We start from the raw sequence: 20,034 nt of genomic DNA, 5'->3' as shown, positions 1-20,034 counted from the left end.
TCGACGGCGACCGGAGCGCCTCCTGTCCGTCGATCTCTCCCTGCGCCCCGCCGTCGAGGTCATCGACGGCCGGTCGAGGTGGGCGGAAGGTTCCCCCGGCTACGCGACGAAGGCCCGATGGTCACGCGGGCTGACGCCGTACGTCCGCTTGAAGGCGGTGCTGAGAGCGAACGGCGTGGAGTAGCCGACCTGGCGCGCCACCGTGGCGAGGGTGGCCCCGGGCTCACGGAGCAGGTCGGCGGCGAGGGCCAGGCGCCAGCCGGTGAGGAACGCCATCGGCGGTTCGCCCACGACGTCGGTGAAGCGACGGGCGAACGCCGCGCGGGAGACGCCCCCGGCTGCCGCCAGCTCGGCGACCGTCCACGGGTGCTCGGGGTGGTGCTGCATCAGCCGGAGTCCGGGACCGACGACGGCATCGCCCTGGCCGACGTACCAGGACGGCGGCGCCGCCTCGGGCCGCGCGAACCACGCGCGAAGCACCGCGATCAGGAGCAGGTCGAGCAGCCGGTCGAGTACGGCGTCCTGACCGGGCTCGTCCTTGACGATCTCGTCGGCGAGCAGCGCGACCAGCGGCGAGCCGAGGTCGCGCTCGCTCAGGACCACGAAGCGCGGCAGCGCCCGCAGCAGCCGCCGGCTGACCTCGCCTTCGAAGAGATAGGCGCCGGTGAGCATCACCGTCTCGCCGACAGCGCTGTTGCCCCAGCTGCGCACTCCCTGGTGCATCTCCTCCTCGAGGGAGCGACCGTCCGGCGTCGTGCAGTGCTGACCCGGGTGGATGACCGCCTGCGGCGCGGTCGAGGTCTCGTCGGCGATCGTCCAGTGGTCGGGTCCCAGCGCGACGACCACGTCACCGGCAGCGAGGTGGAACGGTGCACCCCCGTCCGGCATCGCCCACACCCCACCGCGCACCACGGCGGTCAGCGACAGCGGCGACTCGTCCTCCAGCCGCACCGACCACGGCGGGTCCATCAGGCAGCGGAGAAGGAACTCGCCGCGGGCGCGGGGTCCGTCGAGGAGTGCGGCCAGGCCGTCCATGGGACGACCCTAGGCCTGGACGCTCGCGTATGGAAGAGCGGCGTACGACGATGGATCGTCTCGCGCATTCACGATGTGCTGGCACCATGAACGATCTCCTCGAGGCCCTCCGTGGTCCGGCCCTCCTCGCAGCCACTGTCGCCGCCGGCCTCCAGGCCGGCACCTACTACACCTGGGCGAGTGGGGTGACGCCCGGACTGGCACGCACCGACGACCACACGTTCACCTCGTCGATGAACCACATCAACGTCGCGATCGTGAACCCGGTCTTCTTGCTCAGCTTCCTCGGCGCCCCAGCCCTCTCCGCGGTGGCTGTCGCGACGACGACGGGCAACGCCCGCGCCTGGGCCATCGCCGGACTGGTGTGCGCCGTCGGCACCGTGGCCGTCACCGCGATGGGCAACATCCCCCTCAACGACGCCCTGGCGGCGGGTGGCTCTCGGGCTGACTTCGAGACCGCCTGGGTGCGCTGGAACATCGTCCGCACCACCACCTCGACCGCGGCGCTGGCCTGCCTGGCCTGGGCGGCCTGGCGGTCCTAAAGGTCATCCCGCAGGCCCACCAACCATCGCCGAGGTCGAGCGGGTCGGCGCAGATCTGGCCGTGCATGTCACTCCCCCAGGGACCGTCGAAGTAGCCGCCGGCATTGTCGGCGAACGCGTACCACGGGGGGGGGAAGAACAGCATCCCGCCCTGGCCACGCGCGCTGCCCATCGCACTCAGCGGCCGGAGCGCGAACGGGAGATCCACGAAGGCGTAGGAGTCATCGGTCTGCGCCGTACGAGCGGCTCGCTCGTAGAGCGGTCAGTGCACCTCGAAGTACGCGGCGGGCGCCGCGGCCGACCACCGAACGACGACCCGACACGGCGACATATGCGGGACGCGATCAGCCCTGTCCGGCGAGCCAGTCACGCAACGCCGGGAACGTCCCCGCCCCCACATCGGCGGTGACGCCCGCGGCCAGGTCGGCGACCGTCACCTGCTTCAGCGAGGCCCGCCAGGCCTGCTCGGCGGCGTGCATCACCCGCGCCACGCCGCAGGGCCGCGCACAGGCCTCCGCGGAGGCCGGCAGCGGCCCGTTCTGCCGGATCTCCGTGCAGCGGAAGGCCTGCTCTCGGCCATCGACGGCGAGGACGATGTCGAGGACCGTCACCTGGTCAGCCGGTCGGGTGAGCACGTAGCCACCGACCCGTCCCTCGGTCGAGCTCACGAGCCCGGCCCGCGACAGTGCCTGGAGGTGCTTGGCGAGGTAGGTGCGCGAGATGCCGTGGAACTCGGCCAGGCGTTGCGCCGGCACCGGCCCCTCCGCCTCGCTCAGGACCACGCAGCAGTGCACGGCCCACTCCACCCCACCCGACATCTTCATGCCGCCATCGTACGCGGATACGCGGATGACAAGTGTCCGCGTTCATGATCTAATCGCGGACATCAGTCATCCGCGTTAAATCGATCAGGAGAACGACATGAAGATCGCCATCGCCGGCGCCACAGGCCGCATCGGCTCCCAGCTCGCCGCGCTCGCCCGCAAGGAGGGCCACGAGGTCGTCGAGATCGCCCGGGAGACCGGCTTTGACCTGCTCTCGCCAGACACCGGCCTCGAGCAGGCGCTGGTCGGCGTCGACACCGTGGTCGACGTGACCGCATGCCCACTGGACCAGGCGGCGACGTTCTTCCCGACCGTGGCCCGCAACATCGGCACCGCCGCGACCGCCGCCGGCGTACGCCGCAGCGTCGTGCTGTCGATCGTCGGCGTCGACCGGAGCCCGGACTACGACTACTACGTCGCCAAGCTCGCCCAGGAGCAGGCCTACCGCGAGATCGCGCCCGGTGTCGTGGTGCTGCGCGCGACGCAGTTCCTCGACTTCGCCGCCCAGATGCTGGAGTGGAACACCCAAGACGGCGTCGCCCAGATCATCGACGTGCCGACCCAGCCGGTCGCGACCGGCGAGATCGTCAGGCTGCTGCTCGACGTCGCCACCGGTGCGGTCGAGGGTGACGTCGAGCTGGGCGGACCGAAGCAGGAGAACCTGGTCGACCAGGTGCGTCGGCTGGTCGCGAAGTCCGGGCGGGACGTCCGCGTCGAGCCGGTCGCGGCGCCCGAGAGCCTGATGAACGGCGCCATGCTGCCGGGCGCCGGCGCACTCCTGCGCGGCCCGAGCTTCGACACCTGGCTGGCCGAGCAGGCCTGATCAACGCCGTACGACGGCCGCCACGGCGTCCCGTTCGAGCGACGGGTGCGACGAGGTCGCGCGAACCTCGAAGACCCGCCGGTCACCGCGACGGGACGCCCCGGTCCTGGTGATCTTGATGGCCAGCACGACGGACTCACCCGGCGCGAGGCTGGCGGTCCGGAAGGTGCCGGACACGATCTCGCTCGTCACGTTCCTGCCCCCGAGTCGGTAGGTGACCGCGAACCTCTTGCTCCTCGACGTACCCCGGACTGCAAGTCGGTCCTGAGAGTCACCGTCGTTCGTCAGGCGCGCGGAGAACGTCGCGGAGCGGGCGCGGACAACCCTCGCGGTCGTCCGCTGCTCGCGAGAGGAGCCGTACCTCCCCGCGCCCACGAAGGGCCCCTTGGCGCCACGGATCGCACCGTCGGGTTGGTAGCGCGGCTTCGGCTCGGGCGGGACGACCGGCACCACCGGCACGACCGGGGCGGTGCCGACGGCAAGCAGCTGGGGGGCGGTGCCGGTGTTGCCGGCGGCATCCGTGATCGACGCGACGAGCTGGTGCGCCCCCTCGGGGAGGGTCGTCGCGCTGACGCCCCAGGTCCCGGCACTGGTCACCGTGGCGGTGAGCAGCTGCCCGCCGACCGCGACGACGACCCCGGTGCCAGCCTTCTCGCCGGTCGCGCCGTACGTCCAGGGTGAGGAGTCGTTCGTCGCGCGCGAGGCACCGCCGTCGATGGTGACGACCGGCTTCGTCAGGTCGACCGTGAGCACCTGGGTCGCGGAGCCGGTGCTCCCGGCAGCGTCGACGATGGAAGCCACGACGCCGTGGGCGGTCTCCGCCAGGGCGTCCGCCGTGACGGTCCAGACGCCACCGGCACCGGACGTCGTGGTCAGCCGCTGGCCGGCCGCCTCGACGGTCACGCTCGACCCGGCCGGCTCGTCGGTGGTGCCGGAGATGACGGGCGAGGTGTCGTTCGTCGCCAGCTGCGCACCGCCGTCGATCGTCACGACCGGCACCGTCGTGTCGACGGTCAGGACCTGGGTTGCCGTGCCGGTGTTGCGTGAGGCGTCGGTGACCGACGCGGTCACGGTGTGCGGGCCCTCCGGGAGCGCCGCCGCGCTGACGCTCCAGGCGCCGGCGGCGCCGACCTGCGTGGTGAGCGTCTGGCTCCCCACGGTGACGGACACCGGTGAGCCGGCGGACTCGTCGGTCGTGCCCGAAATGGCCGGAGTCGTGTCGTTGGTGGACCGGACAGGACCTCCGGCGAGGGTGACGACCGGTGCGGTGAGGTCGTCGATCGGCCTGGTCACCGGGCTGTTCGCCAGCGCGACCGTGCCCGGCGTCAGGATCCGACCCTTGAGGGAGGCACCCTCTCCGAAGGAGACGACACCTGCGGCGAGGAACGTGCCGACGTACCTGGCCCCGGCGCCGAGCGACACGGCGCCGACCACCTGCCAGTAGACGTTGTTGGCCAGCGCGCCGTCCGTGAGGACGACCTTGCTCGCTGCGGCGGAGCTGAGCGCGGCACCGATCTGGAAGACGAACACCGCGCTCGAGTCTCCGTCGGCGTCGAGGGTCATCGTGCCCGTGTTCGTGAAGGCGGCCGCACTGGTGTGTACGCCGGGCTTGAAGGTCACGCCCGCCTGGTCGCCCGCGAACGGGGTCCCGCCGGGCTGAGCGGCGGCAGCGGCGTACGCCGCCTCCCTGTCTTCCTGCGCGGCCTCGGCAGCGGAGTCCTTGTCGTGGGTCGTCCCGGTCACGATGCCCGGCGGGAACCCGGCGATCGCACCCGTCGGGCTGAGCCCGAGGTCGAGGGCGAGCACGGTGTCCTCGCCGGTGTTCGAGACTCCGGCGCCGGCGAGCACCGAGTACGACGCGGCGCTGCCCAGGTCCACGAATGCGGCCGGGCCTGCGGCACCGGCGTGCGGTAGCGGGCCCAGCGGACCCACGACCAGGAGAGCGCAGGCACTGACAGCGACTCGGGCGATCCAGGTCGGGAGGTGACGAGCAGGAAGCGACATGAGGTGCCTTCGGTCGAGGCACCTGATGGTTGCTGGTCACCGGCCGAGAGAGGTCTCGACGGTTGCCTTGTGCCTGACAGTACCGGTGATGTCCAGCCCCGGCTCAGCGCTCGCCGGCCACCGCTGACGATCGCACCGACCGCGATCGACCACTGGGTTCTCTACAGTTCGCCGCGAACCCTCATCGAGGCGACCGGCGGGTGACCCGGATCTGCGCACCCCGCCGCGGGACGCTGGTGATGTTGCGGACCTTCGGGAGGTCGTCGCCGACGGCGCTCACGTCGTACGCCGCGAACACCTCGCGCAGCACGGCCACCCCCTCCATCTGGGCGAAGCCGGCGCCGATGCAGCGCCGGACGCCGCCCCCGAACGGGATCCACGTGTTGGTGGGCGGGTTGTGCCCGAGGAACCGCTCCGGCCGAAACGCCTCGGGGTCCTCGTGGTTGTCCTCGCGCGAGTGGGCCAGGATGATCGACGGTCCGACCGTCGTGCCGGCCGGGAGGTCGTAGCCCGCGATCGTCGCCGGCTTCATCAACGTGCGGACCACCATCGGGATGATCGGGTGCAGCCGCATGGACTCCTTCAGCACCGCCTCGAGCAGGTCGTCGTCACCCTCGTCCGCCGCGGTCCGGCAGCGGGCCAGCAGCTCCGGGTCGCGGCCGACCTCGTAGAGCGCCCAGGCCAGCGCGCTGGCGGTCGTCTCGTGGCCAGCGAGCAACAGGGTGACGAGCTGGTCGCGGAGCTCGGTGTCGCTCAGTGCGTCACCCTCCTCGCCCTGCACGATCAGCCGGGACAGCACGTCGGTGCGCTCGGCGAGGTCGGGCGCCGTACGCCGCTCGCGGATCTCGGCGTACATGAGCAGGTCGAGCTCGCGCTGGTTGTCGACGGTGCGCTTCCACGGTCCGTACTTCTGCAGCTGTGGGTAGCCCCAGCCCAGCAGGATCGCGGGGCTGACGTTGACGGTGGCGTTGACCCGTGGCCGCAGCTCGGCCAGCCGGGCCTCGTCGCTCACGCCGAAGACGACGCGCAGGATCACCTCGAGGGTGAGCCGGTTCATCCGGTCGAGCGAGCGGAACGTCTCGCCGTTGCGCCAGGTGCCGACCTCGGCCCCGGCGACCTCGGTGACGAGGGTCTGGTACTCCCGCAGCGCGTGACCGTTGAAGGCCGGCATCAGCAGCTTGCGGGCGCGCTTGTGCTGCGATCCGTCCTGGAGGAGCAGCGAGTGCTCACCCATGATCGGACCGAGGATGCCGTTGGCCTTGCCCGCGTGGAAGACCTCGGGGTCGCCCGCGAAGATCTCCTTGGCGTGCTCGGGCCGGGTGAAGAACACCAGCGGCCGAGCACCCGGGGCGATCCGCACGGTGAAGATGTCGCCGTACTTCTTGCGCATGTAGGGGTGGAACCGATGCCGGAACCGCAGCAGTCCGGCCGTCTGGATCAGCACCGGCCACCGCGGACCGGGCGGCAGCGCGGACGCGTCGACGGGCGGCGGCTTCTGCTGGTTGCCGGGGCTCATCCTCCGGAACCGCTGGGTGGTGAGCTGGTCGACGTCGTCCCGGGTCGTCACCCCACCGACGGTACGCCCGCTATTGAATGGTCGTCAATAAGCTCGACGCGGTTTCGAGGCTGACGCCGGCGTCAGCACCTGCCGCAGGAACGCCACCTGGTGCGCCACGACCGCGTCGTGCCACTGCTTGCCGGCGTACACGTCGAAGTGGTCGCAGGGGTAGTGGCGGACGTGGGCACGCGCCTTGAAGGCCGCCTTCATGGACGACTGCGGCGGGGCGCTGCGGTCGAAGTCGGCGATCTGGAAGAGCGCCGGACAGGCGACCTCCTCCGCCAGCTTGATCGGCCTGTGCCCGCCGAGCTCCATGCCGACCGTCGCGTCGATCTCGTTGCGCCAGGTCGGTCCGGCGATCGCGAGGTAGTCCTCCATGGCGCCGTCGAGGGTCAGCGCACCGAGCTGACCCGGACCTGCGACCACCGGCATCATCACCCGCTTGCCGACCTTGCTGCGGAAGGCCGCGACGGTCGAGCGGAGCATCTCGACCTTGGTGTGGTTGGTCAGCGCGTGCCGGCCGGCGGCGAGGCCGTCGACCAGCGGGGTCAGCGCGACGACCGCGGCGACGTCGGCACGGCCGGCCGCGGCGGAGATGACGTGACCGCCGGCGAGCGAGACTCCCCAGAGCACCAGGCGTTGCGGGTCGACGCCGGGCAGCCGGGCGGCGGTCGACATCGCGGCGCGGTAGTCCTCGAGCTGGCCGGCCATCGAGACCGTCTGCCGCGGCGTACCGTCGCTGGCGCCGAACCCGCGATAGTCGAAGGCGAAGACGTCGAGGCCGGCAGCGGCCAGCGCCTCGGCGAAGGGCTGCAGGCCGGAGTCCATCGTGCCTGCCAGCCCGTGTGCCATCACGACCACGGGACACCCGGCATCGGTCGCGAGCTCGTCGCCTTCACCCGTGAAGTGCCAGGCGGCACACTCGACGCCGGCGGACACGAAGGTGAGCTCACCGTGCTTGATCCGGTCCGCCTTCATGCGGCCCTCCCGTAGATGCTGGACAGCCAGATGTGCACGACTGCCTCGACGTGCTTGTCCCAGTCGAAGTCGGCCGGCGCGTGGACCAGCCGCTCGAGGGTCCGATCGTTGAGGTCGAGCAGAGCGGTGGCGATCGCGGTCGGGTCGGCGCCCTCGGGCGCGACGCCCGCGGTGCGCTCACCCTCGATCACGGCCGCGAGCACCACGACGAAGGACTCCTGGAAGGAGTCCCACTGCTCGCGTACGGCGGGGCTGCTCGCGCGGGCCTCGAGCATCGCCCGGTAGATGTAGGTGCGGTGCGACCAGCCGCGGAAGATCGCGCGGATCGCGCTCGTCACCCGCAGCTGCATGCCCTCGTCGTCATCACCGTCCAGCTCGGCGGCGTCCCACGCGTCGTCGTACATCTCCTCCATCAGGGCGGCGACGGCGGCCGCCTTGTTGTCGAAGTAGAAGTAGAACGCCGAGCGCGTGACGCCCGCGTGGCGCGAGAGGTCGGCGACGTTGATGGCGTCGAGACTGGCGCCGGGGCCGGCGTCGCGGAGGTGGTGGTCGAGCGCCTCGAGGAGAGCGGCGCGGCGGTCGTCGCCCCTGGTTGCCGCCCGGGTCACGAGGCCCGACCCGCCAGCGCTCGGCCAGTCAATTTCGGGGAGCCCTGGGCCTTCGCGCGGGCCCGGCCGCTCGGCAGCTCCTTGGTGCGCATCTGGTGCTCGTAGACGAAGTAGTCGAGCTGGTGGGTGTGCCGCGGCCGGTCGAGCATGTGGCCCATGTAGAGCTCGTCGTCGGCCTTGATGACGGCGTGCATCTCGTCGACCGACGGGGGCACGTACTCCCCCACGGCGTACGCCGCGATCAGCCGCGCCTGGCTCTCGACGAACGGGAAGAGCGTGGGCGTCGACTGGGCGAACCCGGCGAAGAGCAGGTCGTCGATGCCGGGCTTGATGATCCGCTTGTAGAGGTCGATCCGGTTCTCGGGAGCACTGAGGAACTCCGGGTCGAAGAAGGGCAAGGTCAGGTTGTAACCGGTGGCGTAGATGATCACGTCGAAGTCCGCCGACGTGCCGTCCTCGAAGTGCACGGTCTCGCCGTCGAGCCGGGCCACGTTGCCCTTCGGGGTCACGTCACCCGACTTCAGCCGCAGCGGCAGCTCGCCGGACTGGGTCGGGTGCGCCTCGAAGAACTTGTGGTTGGGCGCTGGCAGGCCGTAGAGCGTCGGGTCGGAGTAGGTGAACCGCTGGCCCCACTGGGCGGCCTTCCGCTGCCAGGAGAGCGGGAGCTGCGGGATGGTCCGGTAGTTCATGTCGGCGGCCTTGCCACCGACCAGCTTCGGCACGATCCAGGCGCTGCTGCGAGTCGAGAGCGTGACCTCGTTGCGCAGCGACCGCTGAGACAGCTCGACGGTGACGTCGGCGGCGCTGTTGCCCAGGCCGACCACCAGGATCCGCTTGTCCATCAGGTCCAGGGGCGTCCACGGGTCGATGTAGTGGTGGGAGTGGATCGACTGACCGGTGAACTCACCGGGGAACTCGGCCATCCGCGGATCCCAGTGGTGGCCGTTGCCCACCACCAGCAGGTCGAAGCGGCGGGTCTCACCGGCCTGGTCGAGGATCTCCCAGCCGCCACCCGGCAGCCGCTTGGCGCTCACCACGCCGTTCTCGAACTCGATGTGGTCGCGCAACCCGAAGGCGTCGGCGTACGAGTCGAGGTAGTCCTTGATCAGCGTGTGGTGCGGGAAGTCCGGGTAGTCGTCGGGCATCGGGAAGTCCCGGAACGACAGCTGGTGCTTCGAGGTGTCGATATGCAGCGAGCGGTAGGCGCTGCTGTGCCCGTTGGGGTTGCCGAACGCCCAGTTGCCGCCGACGCGGTCGGAGGCCTCGAAGGTCGTGTACGGAACGCCGTAGTCGCCGAGCATCTTGCTGGCCGTGAGCCCGCTGATACCGGCGCCGATAACCGCTGTGGTGGGTAGCACGCAGGGGACGCTAGGCCGTCAGTTGACACGCGTCAACTGACGGGTCGAGGTCGACGGTGACGGCCATCGCCTCAGTCTGCACGTCGGCAGCGGGCTCTAGGGTCGAGACATGGCTCTCCTCCACCACGCGTCCCTGGTCCCGTCGAAGCCCGAGCTGCTCGCCGCCTGGCTGCCGAGCCGGCCGTGGGCGGCCGACCTGCCGGGGCTGAAGCCCTTCGGCAGCTATCGGCTCGACGACCCGGACGGCGAGGTCGGAATGGAGGGCATCCTCCTGCGAAGCACCGCCGGCGACGTCCTGCACGTCCCGCTGACCTACCGTGCCACGCCGCTCGTGGGCGCCGAGGACTTCCTGATCGGCACCATCGAGCACTCGGTCCTCGGCACCCGCTGGGTGTACGACGCGACCGGTGACCCGGTCTGGCGCGCGACCCTCGCGACGACGGTGCTGACCGGCGGCAGCGGCGCGGAGGAGTTCTTCGAGGTCGACGGCAAGCGGGAGACGCGCGAGCCGTCGGTCGCCGTTGCCGGCAGTGGCGCGGTCGGCGCCGAGGTCCCCGCCGACACCGAGATCGTCGTCGTCCGCCGGGTCGGTGAGCAGATCGAGGCGGACGCCGTCCTCACCGGCGCCTGGGACGGTGGCTCCGGCGTGCTGGCCGGCGTCAGGGTCGTCGGCTGACCGACACCAGCTCGTACGCCGGGACCGGGTTGTCCCGGCCGGCCTTGCAGGTGAGCCGAGCCGCGCCGTCTCGGACCGCCCTGACCTGCACGTCGTACGTCGCTCCCGCCACGGCGAACGTGGCGGTGGTGAGGTCAGCGTCGGTCGAGCGGTCGACGAACACGACGTCGTCGCGACGGGTCGCGCCGAGCTCGCGACGGAGCTGGATCTCGGCCGCCTGGACGGCCATCGGGTAGGACGAGCGCCCGCGCAGGTGGTCGAGGTCGAGCTCCCCGGAGAGGTGCGCGCCGGCGGCGGCGATCGCCGAGGCCGGGTCCAACCGCCCGTAGTAGAGCCCGTGCGGCAGGACGACCATGTTGGCCGCGAACCGGTCGCCACCGACGTGCGAGACCTCCCACGTCTCCTCGGGATGCGCCTGGTCGAGCGCCTTCGCGACGGGCCGCCCGCGCTCCGCGCAGCAGGCGTCGTGACGACCGTTGGTGCAGACGCAGAAGACCGATCCGTCGTACGGCGTCAGGCCGCTCGTGCCGCCGCGGCGCAGCGCCCCGAGGTCGATGTCGAACACCTCGCGCGGGTCCGCGAGACGTCCGGCCTCGAGGCGCGGGCTCACCGGGTCGGCGTACGCCGCGAAGACACGGAGCCCGTCACCGTCGGGAGCTGAGCTGTAGCGGCGGATGAGCAGGATCTTGGCGCGGTGCTCGGCCGCGCGTCGTTGGAGCTCGGCACCCAGTCCCTCGGGCAGACGAGCATCGCGCAGCGCCTTGTCGCCCCACGGGCCGACGTGCTCGAGGAGCAGCCAGGTGCGGACGTGCGTGGCGGTGCCGAGGACGGGTTCGTCGCGGAGCACGCTCGCGGCGGCGCAGCGGAAGCTCACGCGATCTCCAAGAGGCCCTCGCGGATCAGGCGGCGGCACAGCACCAGGTTGCTCTCCGGGTCCAGCGGCAGGTCGGCCGGGGTGAGCTCGCCGCGCGCGCGGACCTCGTCGAGCGCCGGGCGGATCCGGGCCGGCACGGTCATCGTCCGGTCGCCGAGCAGCACCTCCACCTGTTCGCCGCGGTCGAGCAGCACGCAGGGGTGCCCGGCCCGGCGACGCAGCCGGGTCGTCGCGTCGATCGCCTCGCGGCCGAGCACGTCGTGGAGCCCGCCGCCGAGCCGCGGCGGTCGACTGGTGAGGAACCGCCGGATCTCGCTCTCGACCGCGGCGGATGCGTCCACCCGGCGTACGGCGGCCGCGAGCTCCTCGAGCCGCTCGGCCAGCCCGTCGGCGAGCAGCGAGGGATCGTCGAGGTAGCCGGCGGGCAGGTGGTCGTCGGGCACGTCGGCGAGCACCGGCTTCATGGTGTGCTCGACCAGGCCGCGCCAGGTGAGCTGGTTGATGCCGAGCGTGACGTGGAGGGACACGGTGTCCTGCGCGCGGGCGGCGTGCGGGGTGCCGGTGGGCAGGTACATCGACAGCCCCGGCTCCAGCAGCACGTCCTCCGGGCCGTCGGCACCATGGATCTCCCAGAGCTTGGAGCCGGCGGTCTGGAACACGAAGACGTCGTGCGAGTCGGAGTGGACCGCGAACCCCTGCGCGCCCGGAGGCGTCAGGTAGGCGTTCGCCTGACAGGGATGGCCGAGCTCGAGCTCGAGCTCGGCGATCAGCCGGGTCAGCGGCGGCCAGTAGCGCTGCAGTCCCTGGAACACGACGGTCGCGCCGCCGTCGAAGAGTGCGAGCGCCTTGCGGGCGTCGACCAGGCCGGTGACGGGCTTGCCGGCGAGCGTGGCTCCTCGGGTGTACGACGACTCCGGCAGCACCGAGCCGTCCTGCGCCATCCGGATGGCGGGTGTGCGGATCGCCGTGGAGGTCAGCAGGTGATCGGCGTCGTCGAGCGAGAGGAGCCCGACGAGCTCAGCCGGGTCCGTGCGGTGCAGATGCACGCGGGATGCCCAGACCTTCGCGAGGAAGGTCTGGGCATCACCGCTGAGCAGATCCAGTGCTGACAACTCAGGAGTCGGTGCCGTCGCTGTCGCCACCGTCGGTGCCGTCGCTGTCACCGCCGTCCGTGCCGTCGCTGTCACCGCCGTCCGTGCCGTCGCCGTCGCTGGCGTCGCCGTCCGTGGTGTCGGTCGCGTCGCCGTCGGTGCCGTCGGCGTCACCACCGGAGCCGGTGGGCACGTCTCCGCCCGGCCCGGTGGTCATCTCGTCGTCGTTGAGGGGCTCTGCGGGGGTCATGGTGGGTCCTCCCTGGGTCGGATGCTTGCTGAGTCGATCATGTACCCATGCGCCCCCGGCGTACACCGGTCAGGGCGCGAGGTCCGCGACCAGGAACGCCGTACCCACCAGCTCGGCCATCCCACGGCGTACGACGAGGGGCACGGTCACCTGGTCACCCGCCCAGCAGCGCGGCGAGATCGCCGAGTGCGGGTGCGTTGACGCGGTAGTGGACCCAGACATCGCGCTTTTCGCGGTCCAGGAGTCCGGCCTGGCGTCGGTCGACGAGCGCGACACCATCTGCTGCTACGCGAAGCAGGACACGTTCTGGGCCGAGGGCGCGCCGAACGGCGAGCAGTGGGAGGTCTACACCGTGCTCGCCGATGCGCCGGCCGCGCCCGAGCAGGCCTGCTGCGCCTAGTGTCGCGCGCACGAGATCCTTGGACGGTTCTCGCACCTAGCTTCGCTAGATCAGCCCCTTGCGACGAGCGATCGCGGCGGCCTCGGTGCGGCCGGAGGCGTCGAGCTTGGCCAGCACGTTGGAGACGTGGACGGAGACGGTCTTCGCGCTGATGAAGAGCTGCTTGGCGATCTCGCCGTTGGAGCGACCCTCGGCCACCAGGGTGAGGATCTCGGTCTCGCGCGGGGTGAGCGTGTCGGTCGCCGACTCGGCCCGGACGGGCGCCGAGCCGAGCGCGCGCAGCTCGTCGAGCAGTGGCTGGGCACCCAGGCCGTGCGCGGCCTCTCGGGCCAGATCGCCCTGCTCGCGGGCACCCGCTGTGTCGCCCGTCGCGCGGAGGATGCCGGACAGCGCCGTACGCACCTTGGCCAGCTCGTGCACGTGTCCGAAGTCCTCGAACAGCACAACGGCGTCGCGCCAGGTGTCGACGAGGACGTCGGCCGGTGGCGCGTCGACGCCCGAGAGCCAGCGCACGCGCAGGGTCTCGGCGTCGAGCCGCTTCATCCACGCGCGGCCCTCCGGACCCCAGTGGCCCGACGGGTCGGAGTAGCGGTGCAGGACGACCAGCCCGTCGCCGTGCAGCCGCCCCACGGTCTCGGCGTACGACGCGCGCTCGGATGCGGAGAGGTTCGGCATCGCCCGGGCGACGGCGCCGACCGCCACGGCGGCCATCCGGATCCGGGCACTGAACCACTCGTGCCAGGTGCGGCCGAGCACACCGACCACGTCGTCGTACACCTGCACGGCCGCTGCCGGGTCGCCCGCGCGGCCGGCCTGGACCATCTCGATCGACGCCGAGTGGATCGCGACGGCACCCTCGCGGGCCCAGAAGCGACGGAGCTTGCGCGCCTCGACACCGACGTCCGCACCCCGGCCCTGCTCGACGGTCAGGTGCAGTGCGCCGAGGACCGCTCGCGGGATCGGTGGCGGCGACGCGTGCCCCATGTCGGTCAGGGCGAGCACCTCGTCCCACTGCCCGCGGACCAGGTTGATCCAGCTCAGCTGGACGCGCGACTCGAGGGCGTACGGCGCCCAGGTCAGCCCGGCGCCGGCTGCCCGGTCGATCGCGCTGCGGAACCAGGTCTCGGCATCATCGAACTCCGCCCAGTCCTCGAAGGAGCGACCGAGCAGGAACCGGCCGCGCAGCTCGGCGTGGATCGCTTCGGACATCTGGGCTCGGTCGACGGCGTCGACGAGCGCGGCCCGCAGGCCCTCCTTGGGGCCGGCCTTCTTCAGGCCGCTGAGGGTGGTGATCGCCTCGGAGGCGAGCTGGTGGAAGTCGAGCCGTTCGCACAGGGCCAGCGCCTCCATGCCGACGACCTGGGCCTCCTCGTAGCGGCCCATGCCGGCAAGGACGCGGGCGTGGGTCGTGAGCGCTCGGGCGCGCAGCTTGCTCTCGCCCTCCGGCGCCAGCGCGAGCGCCTCGGCGGAGACCTCGGCCGCATCCTCGTCGGTGTCGACCACGATCAGGATGCCGGCGCGGGAGGTGAGCATCCGCGAGCGCCAGGCGGGCGGGGTGTCGGCGGGCAGCCGGTCGAGCTGCTCCTGCAGCAGCGCCACAGCACGCTGCGGGTCACCGCTCTCGCTCAGCGCCTCGGCCGCACTGGTGACCAGCATGGAGAGGTCGACGTCGGCAGCGCCGGTGCGCCGGCCGTCGGCAAGCAGCTCCAGCGCCTGTTGGTAGTGGTACGCCGCCTCGTCGGGGCCGCCCACATCCCAGGCCTCGTCCCCGGCCCGGACGCTGGCCGAGAGCGCCGCGTCGAGGTCCATCGCGAGCCGGGCGTGCCGGGCCAGCTCCGCCGCGGTGCCGCGGGCGGCACCCGACTGCAGTGCGGCGACGTACTGCGCGTGCAGCCGCACCCGCTCGCCGGGCAGCAGGTCGTCGTACACCGCCTCGCCGAGGAGCGCGTGCCGGAAGGAGTAGTAGCCCTCGCTGGCGACCAGCACGTTCATCTCGACGGCCTTGCGCAGGCCCTCGTCGAGCTCGTCGCCGCCGAGCCCGGACGCGGCGGTGAGCATGTCGTGGGAGACCTTGCGGCCGGAAGCGCTGGCGGCGCGGACCACCAGGCGTGCGTTGTCGTCGAGTCGGTCGAGCCGGACGAGGAGCACGTCGGCGAGGTCGGCCGGCACCCATCGGCCGGGGCCGGCCGCGGCGCTGGTGAGCTCCTCGACGAAGAACGCGTTGCCCTCGGCCCGGTCGACGATGTCGGCCAGCTCCTTCTCGGCCAGGCCCTCGGGGACGAGCTCGGCGATCAGCGCGCGCACGGAGTCGTCGGTCAACGGGGAGAGGGCGACCCGGTGGACACCGCGGAGGCGGGACCACTCGGCGACCTGGCGGCGGAGCGGGTGGCGGCGGTGCAGGTCGTCGGAGCGGTACGACGCGACCACGGCCACCGGCCCGGCGAACGGGCGGGAGAAGAGGAAGCTGAGGAGGTCGCAGGTCGACTGGTCGGCCCAGTGGGTGTCCTCGATGACCAGCAGGACCGGCGCCTTCTCGGCGGCGCTCTCGAGGAGCACGTGGACCGCCTCGAAGAGGTCGGTCCGGTCGAGTGCCGAGCTCTGCTCGCTGCCGCGGTCCTCGCCACCCATGACCCGGCGCCCGGGCTGGAGCCGAGTGAGCGCGGGGTACTGCGCCGTGACCTGGTCGACCACGTCGGGCAGGTCGACCGCGAGGCGGCCGAGCACCTCGGAGAACGGGAGGTACGGCAGCGCGCTGTCGCCGAAGTCGAGGCAGTGGCCCGCGAAGACCTGCCAGCCCTCGGTGAACGCGAGGTCACGCAGCTCCACGAGCAGACGGGTCTTGCCGACGCCGGCGTCGCCGGACAGCAGCACGACCTCCGCCGTACCGTCGCCGGACGCACGGACGCCGAGTGCGGATGCAACTTCCGTCAGCTCGGCGTCTCGTCCGACCAGGGTGCGACTCGTGTGTGCTGCCACGTCGTCCATGATCCCGTTTTCTGTTGTGGTGTGCGTGCCCATATCGGGGCGCGGGTCAGCGGATCGTGCCGAACGTGCTCTCCCCGGATGATCCACGCCGGATGATCGACCGGCGCCAGCGCCGGCCGGCGAGCTCGCCCCTGACGCGTCCCAGGCGGTACTCGACCTCGGACTTCACGTAGTCGCGGTAGACGGTGTTGGCGTACATGGTGGGCTCCTCAGCTCCTCGTTGGTGAGACGAGGTTCGTCGTCTGAGGTAGCCCGGCACATCGGGCAGGTGCCCTATCTGAGGTGGCCGTGGGCCTTAGGTAGGCCGGTCCGCCAGCCGTTACATGGATCCCAGCGGTCGCCCACCCACCCAGGTGGCGGCCACGAGGGGTACGCCGGGGCGGTAGGCGAGGTGCACGTGGCTCGGGGCGTCGAGGATCATCAGGTCGGCCCGGCTGCCGACGGTGAGGGCGCCGATGTCGTCGCGGTCGAGCGCCTGGGCGCCGACGTACGTCGCGGCGTGGACCGCCTCGGCGGGGGTCATCCCCATCTCGCGCACCGCGAGCGCGATGCACAACGGGAGCGAGCTGGTGAAGCAGGAGCCGGGGTTGCAGTCGGACGCGAGGGCGACCCTGACACCGGCGTCGACGAGGCGACGGGCGTCCGGGTAGGGCTGCTTGGTGGAGAACTCGACGCCGGGGAGCAGGGTCGCGATGGTGCCGGAGTCGCGCAGCGCGGCGACGTCCTCGTCGGCGAGGTAGGTGCAGTGGTCGACCGCAACCAGGCCGAGCTCGGCGGCGAGCCGGACACCGGGGCCGAAGGTGAGCTGGTTGGCGTGCAGGCGACCGCGGAGCCCCGCCGCCGCGCCGGCCATCAGGACCGCCCGCGCCTGGTCCTCGTCGAAGGCTCCCTGCTCACAGAAGACGTCGATCCAGCGGGCGTGCTCCTTGGCCGCATCCAACATCGGGCCGGTGACGAGCTCGACGTACGCCGCGGGGTCGCCCTCGGGGACGACGTGCGCGCCGAGGAAGGTCGTCTCCTCGGTGAACTGCCGCGCGATCGCCAGGCTGCGCGCCTCGTCGCGGACCGTCAGGCCGTAGCCGCTCTTGATCTCGACGGTGGTGGTGCCCTGGCGCCGCATCTCCTCGACCAGCCGCGCGACGTGGCTGGTGAGCTGCTCGTCGGTCGCCGCGCGAGTGGCGGCGACGGTGGCGCGGATGCCGCCGGCCGCGTACGACGTGCCGGCCATCCGGGCCGCGAACTCCTGTGAGCGGTCGCCCGCGAAGACCAGGTGGGAGTGGGAGTCGACGAAGCCGGGCAGGACGGCGCGTCCGCCGGCGTCGTACTGCTCGTCCGCCTGCGGGGCATCGGCGGCCCGTCCGACCCAGGCGACCTTCGTGCCCTCGATGACGAGCGCGGCCTGCTCGATCGCGCCGAGCAGGTCGTCGCCGTCGGGGTCGTTCGTGACGAGCTCGCCGATGTTGGTGATCACGGTGCTGGTCATGCGTGCACTCTCCCGACCGCGGCCGCGAGCTCGCGGCCGATGTCCTCGTGGTCGTCGCGAGTCGCGACGACGCGGCCGTCGGCGACCACGTGGGTGATGTCTGCGGCGGTGGCGGCGAAGACCGCGGTGCCCTCGTCGGAGCCGGTGCCGGCTGTCCGTGGCGCGGTGGTGTCGATGGTGACCAGGTCGGCCCGCTGGCCGACGGCGATGGTCCCGGCATCGTCGAAGCCGAGGGACTCGTGGGCGGTCCCGGCGGCGAGCAGCTCCGCGGCGGTCCAGTGACCGCGCTGCTGGGTCGCCAGGCGCTCGTCCATCTCCAGGGCGCGCATCTCCTCGAGCAGGTCGATGACGGCGTGGCTGTCGGATCCGAGCGTGATCGTGGCTCCCGCCTTCGCCAGGGCGCGGCCGGGGCCGATGCCGTCGCCGAGGTCGCGCTCGGTGGTCGGGCAGAAGCAGGCTCTCGTCTCCGTGCTGCCGAGATGGGTGATGTCGGCGCCGGTGAGGTGCGTGGCGTGCACGGCCGTGGTGCGCGTCCCGAGCGCCCCGGCATCGCGGAGCAGCTGGGTCGGGGTGGCGCCGTACGTCGCGAGGCAGGCATCGTTCTCGGCGACCTGCTCCGAGAGGTGGACGTGCAGCGGCCGTCCGTGCGCCGCCTCGACGACGGTCGGGAGCTGGTCCTTCGGAACCGCGCGAACCGAGTGGATGGCTGCGCCGACGTGGGTGTGGTCGATGGCCGCGAGGCGCTCGGCCCAACGTCCGGCGTCACCGTCGGTGTAGCGGGCCTGGACGCCCTCCGGCGGGCGCCCGAACCCGCTGCTGAGGTAGCAGGTGTCGAGCAGCGCGATCCGGATCCCGACCTCGGCGGCTGCCGCGATCAGGGCGTGCCCCATCGCGTTGGGGTCGTCGTACGGCGTGCCGTCGGGCTGGTGGTGGAGGTAGTGGAACTCGCCCACGCTGGTGATCCCGGCCGCGGCCATCTCGCGAAATGTCGCCCGGGCCAGGGCGAAGTAGCTGTCCGGGTCGAGCCGCCCGGCCACGGCGTACATCTGCTCCCGCCAGGTCCAGAACGTCCCCCGGCTCTGCCCGTCACTTGGCTGGGTCCTCCCGCGCAGTGCCCGGTGGAAGGCGTGGCTGTGGCAGTTGGCCAGGCCGGGGATGGTGAGGCCGGCGAGTCTGCGGGTTTCCCCGGCCGGCCGGGGATTCCCGCGCGGCTCGCCGTCGGCGCCCGGCGTGTCGTGCGGGTTTCCCCGGTCAGCCGGGGAGACCCGCACGAACCGACCGTCCGCGATCTCCACCAGCACGTCGTCGACAACGGCACCGTCGACCCAGGCACGCTCCAGGAGGTACGCCGAGGTCACCGCGCCAGCCTCTCCAGGGTGTCGGCGAGGGCCGAGACGCCGACCAGGCAGTCGGCGATGGACGCCTGCTCGAGCGGCGAGTGCGAGATCCCGGTCGGATTGCGCACGAACAGCATCGCGGTCGGGATCCCCGCCGCGCACAGGATGCCCGCGTCGTGACCGGCCTGGGTCGCGATGATCGGCCAGTCCCCGCCCTCGTGGTCGGTAGCGACCGCGGCCGCCAGCACCGGGTCGAACGCGACCGACGACGACACCGACTCCGCCGTCACCACCAGCGACGTGTCGTCGCGCGAGGCCCGGTCGGACGCCTGACCGGAGATGACCTCCACGAGCGAGGCGAGCGCGGCGTCCGTCGAGCACCGCGCGTCCAGCCACGCGGTGACCCGCGACGGCACGGCGTTGGTGCCGTTGGGCTCGACCGACACCCGGCCGAAGGTCGCGCGCTGGCCGGCCAGCCGCGCCTGCTTGTTGGCGGCGAGCACGGTCATCGCGTAGGTCAGCATCGGGTCGGCGCGGTCCTCCATCCGGGTGGTCCCGGCATGGTTCGCGGCCCCCGTGAAGTCGAACCGGTAGCGCCCGTGGGGCCAGATCTCGCTCGCCACCCCGACCGCCTCGCCGCGGTCGACGAGGTCACGGCCCTGCTCCACGTGCAGCTCCACAAAGGTCCCCACGGCGGCGAGCAACGACGACGACCCGCCGGGGACGACGTCGCCGAGCGCCACTCCGTCCCGGTCCCGCAGCTCGCGCGCGTCCGACCACGAGATCGCGCCCGTCGCCAGCCGCGAGCCGAGGCAGGCCAGCCCGAACCGCGAGCCCTCCTCCTCGACGAACACCGACACCCCCACCGGCCGGGTCGGTACCACGCCGCGGGCGCGCATCAGGTCGATCGCGGCGAACGCCGAGACCACCCCCAACGGACCGTCGTACGCACCACCGTCGAGCACGGAGTCCAGGTGCGAGCCGGTCACGACCGCAGGCCCGGAGCCGGTGTCCCACCAGCCGACGACGTTGCCGAAGTCGTCACCCTCGATCCGCAGCCCCCGGGCGACGCACTGCTCCTCGAACCACACCGCCAGCTCTCGCTCGGGCGACGTGAACGGCTGCCGGAAGTAACCCCCCGACGAGGCCGACCGCCCCACCGGAGCCAGGTCGGCCCACATCCGCTCGAAGTCGTCAGGCACAGTTCG

The 20,034-nt window shown here is 72.0% G+C and carries 20 protein-coding genes; 4 read left to right on the top strand and 16 right to left on the bottom strand.

All coding sequences use genetic code 11. The features are described from left to right. Positions 1 to 99 precede the first annotated feature (99 nt). Positions 100 to 1,035 (bottom strand): AraC family transcriptional regulator, encoded by a 936-nt coding sequence (locus ABEA33_RS23605; protein WP_345529543.1) that lies wholly within the window; start codon positions 1,033 to 1,035, stop codon positions 100 to 102. A gap of 86 nt (positions 1,036 to 1,121) precedes the next feature. Here ABEA33_RS23605 and ABEA33_RS23600 point away from each other — a divergent pair, with 86 nt between their 5' ends. Then, a complete protein-coding gene (locus ABEA33_RS23600; RefSeq protein WP_345529542.1) occupies positions 1,122 to 1,577 on the top strand; it encodes an anthrone oxygenase family protein in 456 nt (151 codons plus the stop codon). A gap of 344 nt (positions 1,578 to 1,921) precedes the next feature. On the opposite strand, the gene ABEA33_RS23595 is transcribed toward ABEA33_RS23600, so the two are convergent. Continuing rightward, positions 1,922 to 2,401, bottom strand: coding sequence for an RrF2 family transcriptional regulator (locus ABEA33_RS23595; protein WP_345529541.1), 480 nt, complete (start codon positions 2,399 to 2,401; stop codon positions 1,922 to 1,924). 97 nt (positions 2,402 to 2,498) lie between these two features. Here ABEA33_RS23595 and ABEA33_RS23590 point away from each other — a divergent pair, with 97 nt between their 5' ends. Beyond that, complete coding sequence (locus ABEA33_RS23590; RefSeq protein ID WP_345529540.1) at positions 2,499 to 3,224, top strand: SDR family oxidoreductase; 726 nt, start codon at positions 2,499 to 2,501, stop codon at positions 3,222 to 3,224. Here the strand turns inward: ABEA33_RS23590 and ABEA33_RS23585 are convergent, their stop codons facing one another. From ABEA33_RS23585 to ABEA33_RS23565, 5 genes are all read right to left on the bottom strand, one after another. Next, positions 3,225 to 5,228, bottom strand: a complete 2,004-nt coding sequence (locus tag ABEA33_RS23585; protein WP_345529539.1) for an ice-binding family protein — start codon at positions 5,226 to 5,228, stop codon at positions 3,225 to 3,227. Positions 5,229 to 5,409: 181 nt separating this feature from the next. Beyond that, the gene (locus ABEA33_RS23580; protein ID WP_345529538.1) at positions 5,410 to 6,795 is read right to left on the bottom strand and encodes a cytochrome P450; all 1,386 of its coding nucleotides are present in this window, start codon (positions 6,793 to 6,795) and stop codon (positions 5,410 to 5,412) included. Positions 6,796 to 6,828: 33 nt separating this feature from the next. Further along, positions 6,829 to 7,764: an alpha/beta hydrolase gene (locus ABEA33_RS23575; protein ID WP_345529537.1), complete on the bottom strand. Its 936-nt coding sequence runs from the start codon at positions 7,762 to 7,764 to the stop codon at positions 6,829 to 6,831. Next, a complete protein-coding gene (locus tag ABEA33_RS23570; protein ID WP_345529536.1) occupies positions 7,761 to 8,372 on the bottom strand; it encodes a TetR/AcrR family transcriptional regulator in 612 nt (203 codons plus the stop codon). The genes ABEA33_RS23575 and ABEA33_RS23570 overlap by 4 nt, the downstream gene beginning before the upstream one ends. Further along, on the bottom strand, positions 8,369 to 9,730 hold the full coding sequence (locus ABEA33_RS23565; protein WP_345529535.1) for a flavin-containing monooxygenase: 1,362 nt from the start codon (positions 9,728 to 9,730) through the stop codon (positions 8,369 to 8,371). The genes ABEA33_RS23570 and ABEA33_RS23565 overlap by 4 nt, the downstream gene beginning before the upstream one ends. A 109-nt stretch (positions 9,731 to 9,839) precedes the next feature. Here ABEA33_RS23565 and ABEA33_RS23560 point away from each other — a divergent pair, with 109 nt between their 5' ends. Continuing rightward, the gene (locus tag ABEA33_RS23560; protein WP_345529534.1) at positions 9,840 to 10,406 is read left to right on the top strand and encodes a CG0192-related protein; all 567 of its coding nucleotides are present in this window, start codon (positions 9,840 to 9,842) and stop codon (positions 10,404 to 10,406) included. Here ABEA33_RS23560 and ABEA33_RS23555 read toward each other — a convergent pair. The 4 genes from ABEA33_RS23555 to ABEA33_RS23540 all read right to left on the bottom strand — a co-directional run bounded on the left by ABEA33_RS23555 (position 10,390) and on the right by ABEA33_RS23540 (position 12,843). Further along, entirely contained in the window at positions 10,390 to 11,280 is an 891-nt protein-coding gene (locus tag ABEA33_RS23555; RefSeq protein WP_345529533.1) for a ferredoxin family protein, read from the bottom strand. The genes ABEA33_RS23560 and ABEA33_RS23555 overlap by 17 nt on opposite strands. Next, the gene (locus ABEA33_RS23550; protein ID WP_345529532.1) at positions 11,277 to 12,392 is read right to left on the bottom strand and encodes a cupin domain-containing protein; all 1,116 of its coding nucleotides are present in this window, start codon (positions 12,390 to 12,392) and stop codon (positions 11,277 to 11,279) included. Before ABEA33_RS23550 ends, ABEA33_RS23555 begins: the two co-directional genes overlap by 4 nt. A gap of 1 nt (position 12,393) precedes the next feature. Next, entirely contained in the window at positions 12,394 to 12,621 is a 228-nt protein-coding gene (locus tag ABEA33_RS23545; protein ID WP_345529531.1) for a hypothetical protein, read from the bottom strand. A 69-nt stretch (positions 12,622 to 12,690) separates the two neighbouring features. Further along, positions 12,691 to 12,843, bottom strand: coding sequence for a hypothetical protein (locus tag ABEA33_RS23540; RefSeq protein ID WP_345529529.1), 153 nt, complete (start codon positions 12,841 to 12,843; stop codon positions 12,691 to 12,693). Here ABEA33_RS23540 and ABEA33_RS23535 point away from each other — a divergent pair. Then, complete coding sequence (locus ABEA33_RS23535) at positions 12,830 to 13,021, top strand: VOC family protein (protein ID WP_345529528.1); 192 nt, start codon at positions 12,830 to 12,832, stop codon at positions 13,019 to 13,021. The genes ABEA33_RS23540 and ABEA33_RS23535 overlap by 14 nt on opposite strands. A gap of 45 nt (positions 13,022 to 13,066) precedes the next feature. On the opposite strand, the gene ABEA33_RS23530 is transcribed toward ABEA33_RS23535, so the two are convergent. The 5 genes from ABEA33_RS23530 to ABEA33_RS23510 all read right to left on the bottom strand — a co-directional run bounded on the left by ABEA33_RS23530 (position 13,067) and on the right by ABEA33_RS23510 (position 20,028). Then, a complete protein-coding gene (locus ABEA33_RS23530) occupies positions 13,067 to 15,997 on the bottom strand; it encodes a helix-turn-helix transcriptional regulator (RefSeq protein WP_345529527.1) in 2,931 nt (976 codons plus the stop codon). 55 nt (positions 15,998 to 16,052) lie between these two features. After that, complete coding sequence (locus ABEA33_RS23525) at positions 16,053 to 16,205, bottom strand: hypothetical protein (protein ID WP_345529525.1); 153 nt, start codon at positions 16,203 to 16,205, stop codon at positions 16,053 to 16,055. 120 nt (positions 16,206 to 16,325) lie between these two features. After that, positions 16,326 to 17,489, bottom strand: coding sequence for an imidazolonepropionase (hutI, locus tag ABEA33_RS23520; RefSeq protein WP_345529524.1), 1,164 nt, complete (start codon positions 17,487 to 17,489; stop codon positions 16,326 to 16,328). Continuing rightward, positions 17,486 to 18,847: a formimidoylglutamate deiminase gene (locus ABEA33_RS23515; protein WP_345529522.1), complete on the bottom strand. Its 1,362-nt coding sequence runs from the start codon at positions 18,845 to 18,847 to the stop codon at positions 17,486 to 17,488. The genes hutI and ABEA33_RS23515 overlap by 4 nt, the downstream gene beginning before the upstream one ends. Next, complete coding sequence (locus ABEA33_RS23510; RefSeq protein WP_345529521.1) at positions 18,844 to 20,028, bottom strand: allantoate amidohydrolase; 1,185 nt, start codon at positions 20,026 to 20,028, stop codon at positions 18,844 to 18,846. Before ABEA33_RS23510 ends, ABEA33_RS23515 begins: the two co-directional genes overlap by 4 nt. Positions 20,029 to 20,034: the final 6 nt, after the last annotated feature.

It is taken from the genome of Nocardioides endophyticus, assembly GCF_039543845.1.
Taxonomy (GTDB): Bacteria; Actinomycetota; Actinomycetes; order Propionibacteriales; family Nocardioidaceae; genus Nocardioides; species Nocardioides endophyticus.
This window is presented reverse-complemented; position numbering and strand designations above follow the sequence as displayed.

Coding starts and splice junctions, on each gene's coding strand:
- ABEA33_RS23605 (WP_345529543.1), bottom strand. CDS start 1,035: ATGGACGGCCTGGCCGCACTCCTCGACGGACCCCGCGCCCGCGGCGAG.
- ABEA33_RS23600 (WP_345529542.1), top strand. CDS start 1,122: ATGAACGATCTCCTCGAGGCCCTCCGTGGTCCGGCCCTCCTCGCAGCC.
- ABEA33_RS23595 (WP_345529541.1), bottom strand. CDS start 2,401: ATGAAGATGTCGGGTGGGGTGGAGTGGGCCGTGCACTGCTGCGTGGTC.
- ABEA33_RS23590 (WP_345529540.1), top strand. CDS start 2,499: ATGAAGATCGCCATCGCCGGCGCCACAGGCCGCATCGGCTCCCAGCTC.
- ABEA33_RS23585 (WP_345529539.1), bottom strand. CDS start 5,228: ATGTCGCTTCCTGCTCGTCACCTCCCGACCTGGATCGCCCGAGTCGCT.
- ABEA33_RS23575 (WP_345529537.1), bottom strand. CDS start 7,764: ATGAAGGCGGACCGGATCAAGCACGGTGAGCTCACCTTCGTGTCCGCC.
- ABEA33_RS23560 (WP_345529534.1), top strand. CDS start 9,840: ATGGCTCTCCTCCACCACGCGTCCCTGGTCCCGTCGAAGCCCGAGCTG.
- ABEA33_RS23545 (WP_345529531.1), bottom strand. CDS start 12,621: ATGACCCCCGCAGAGCCCCTCAACGACGACGAGATGACCACCGGGCCG.
- ABEA33_RS23540 (WP_345529529.1), bottom strand. CDS start 12,843: ATGTCTGGGTCCACTACCGCGTCAACGCACCCGCACTCGGCGATCTCG.
- ABEA33_RS23525 (WP_345529525.1), bottom strand. CDS start 16,205: ATGTACGCCAACACCGTCTACCGCGACTACGTGAAGTCCGAGGTCGAG.
- hutI (WP_345529524.1), bottom strand. CDS start 17,489: ATGACCAGCACCGTGATCACCAACATCGGCGAGCTCGTCACGAACGAC.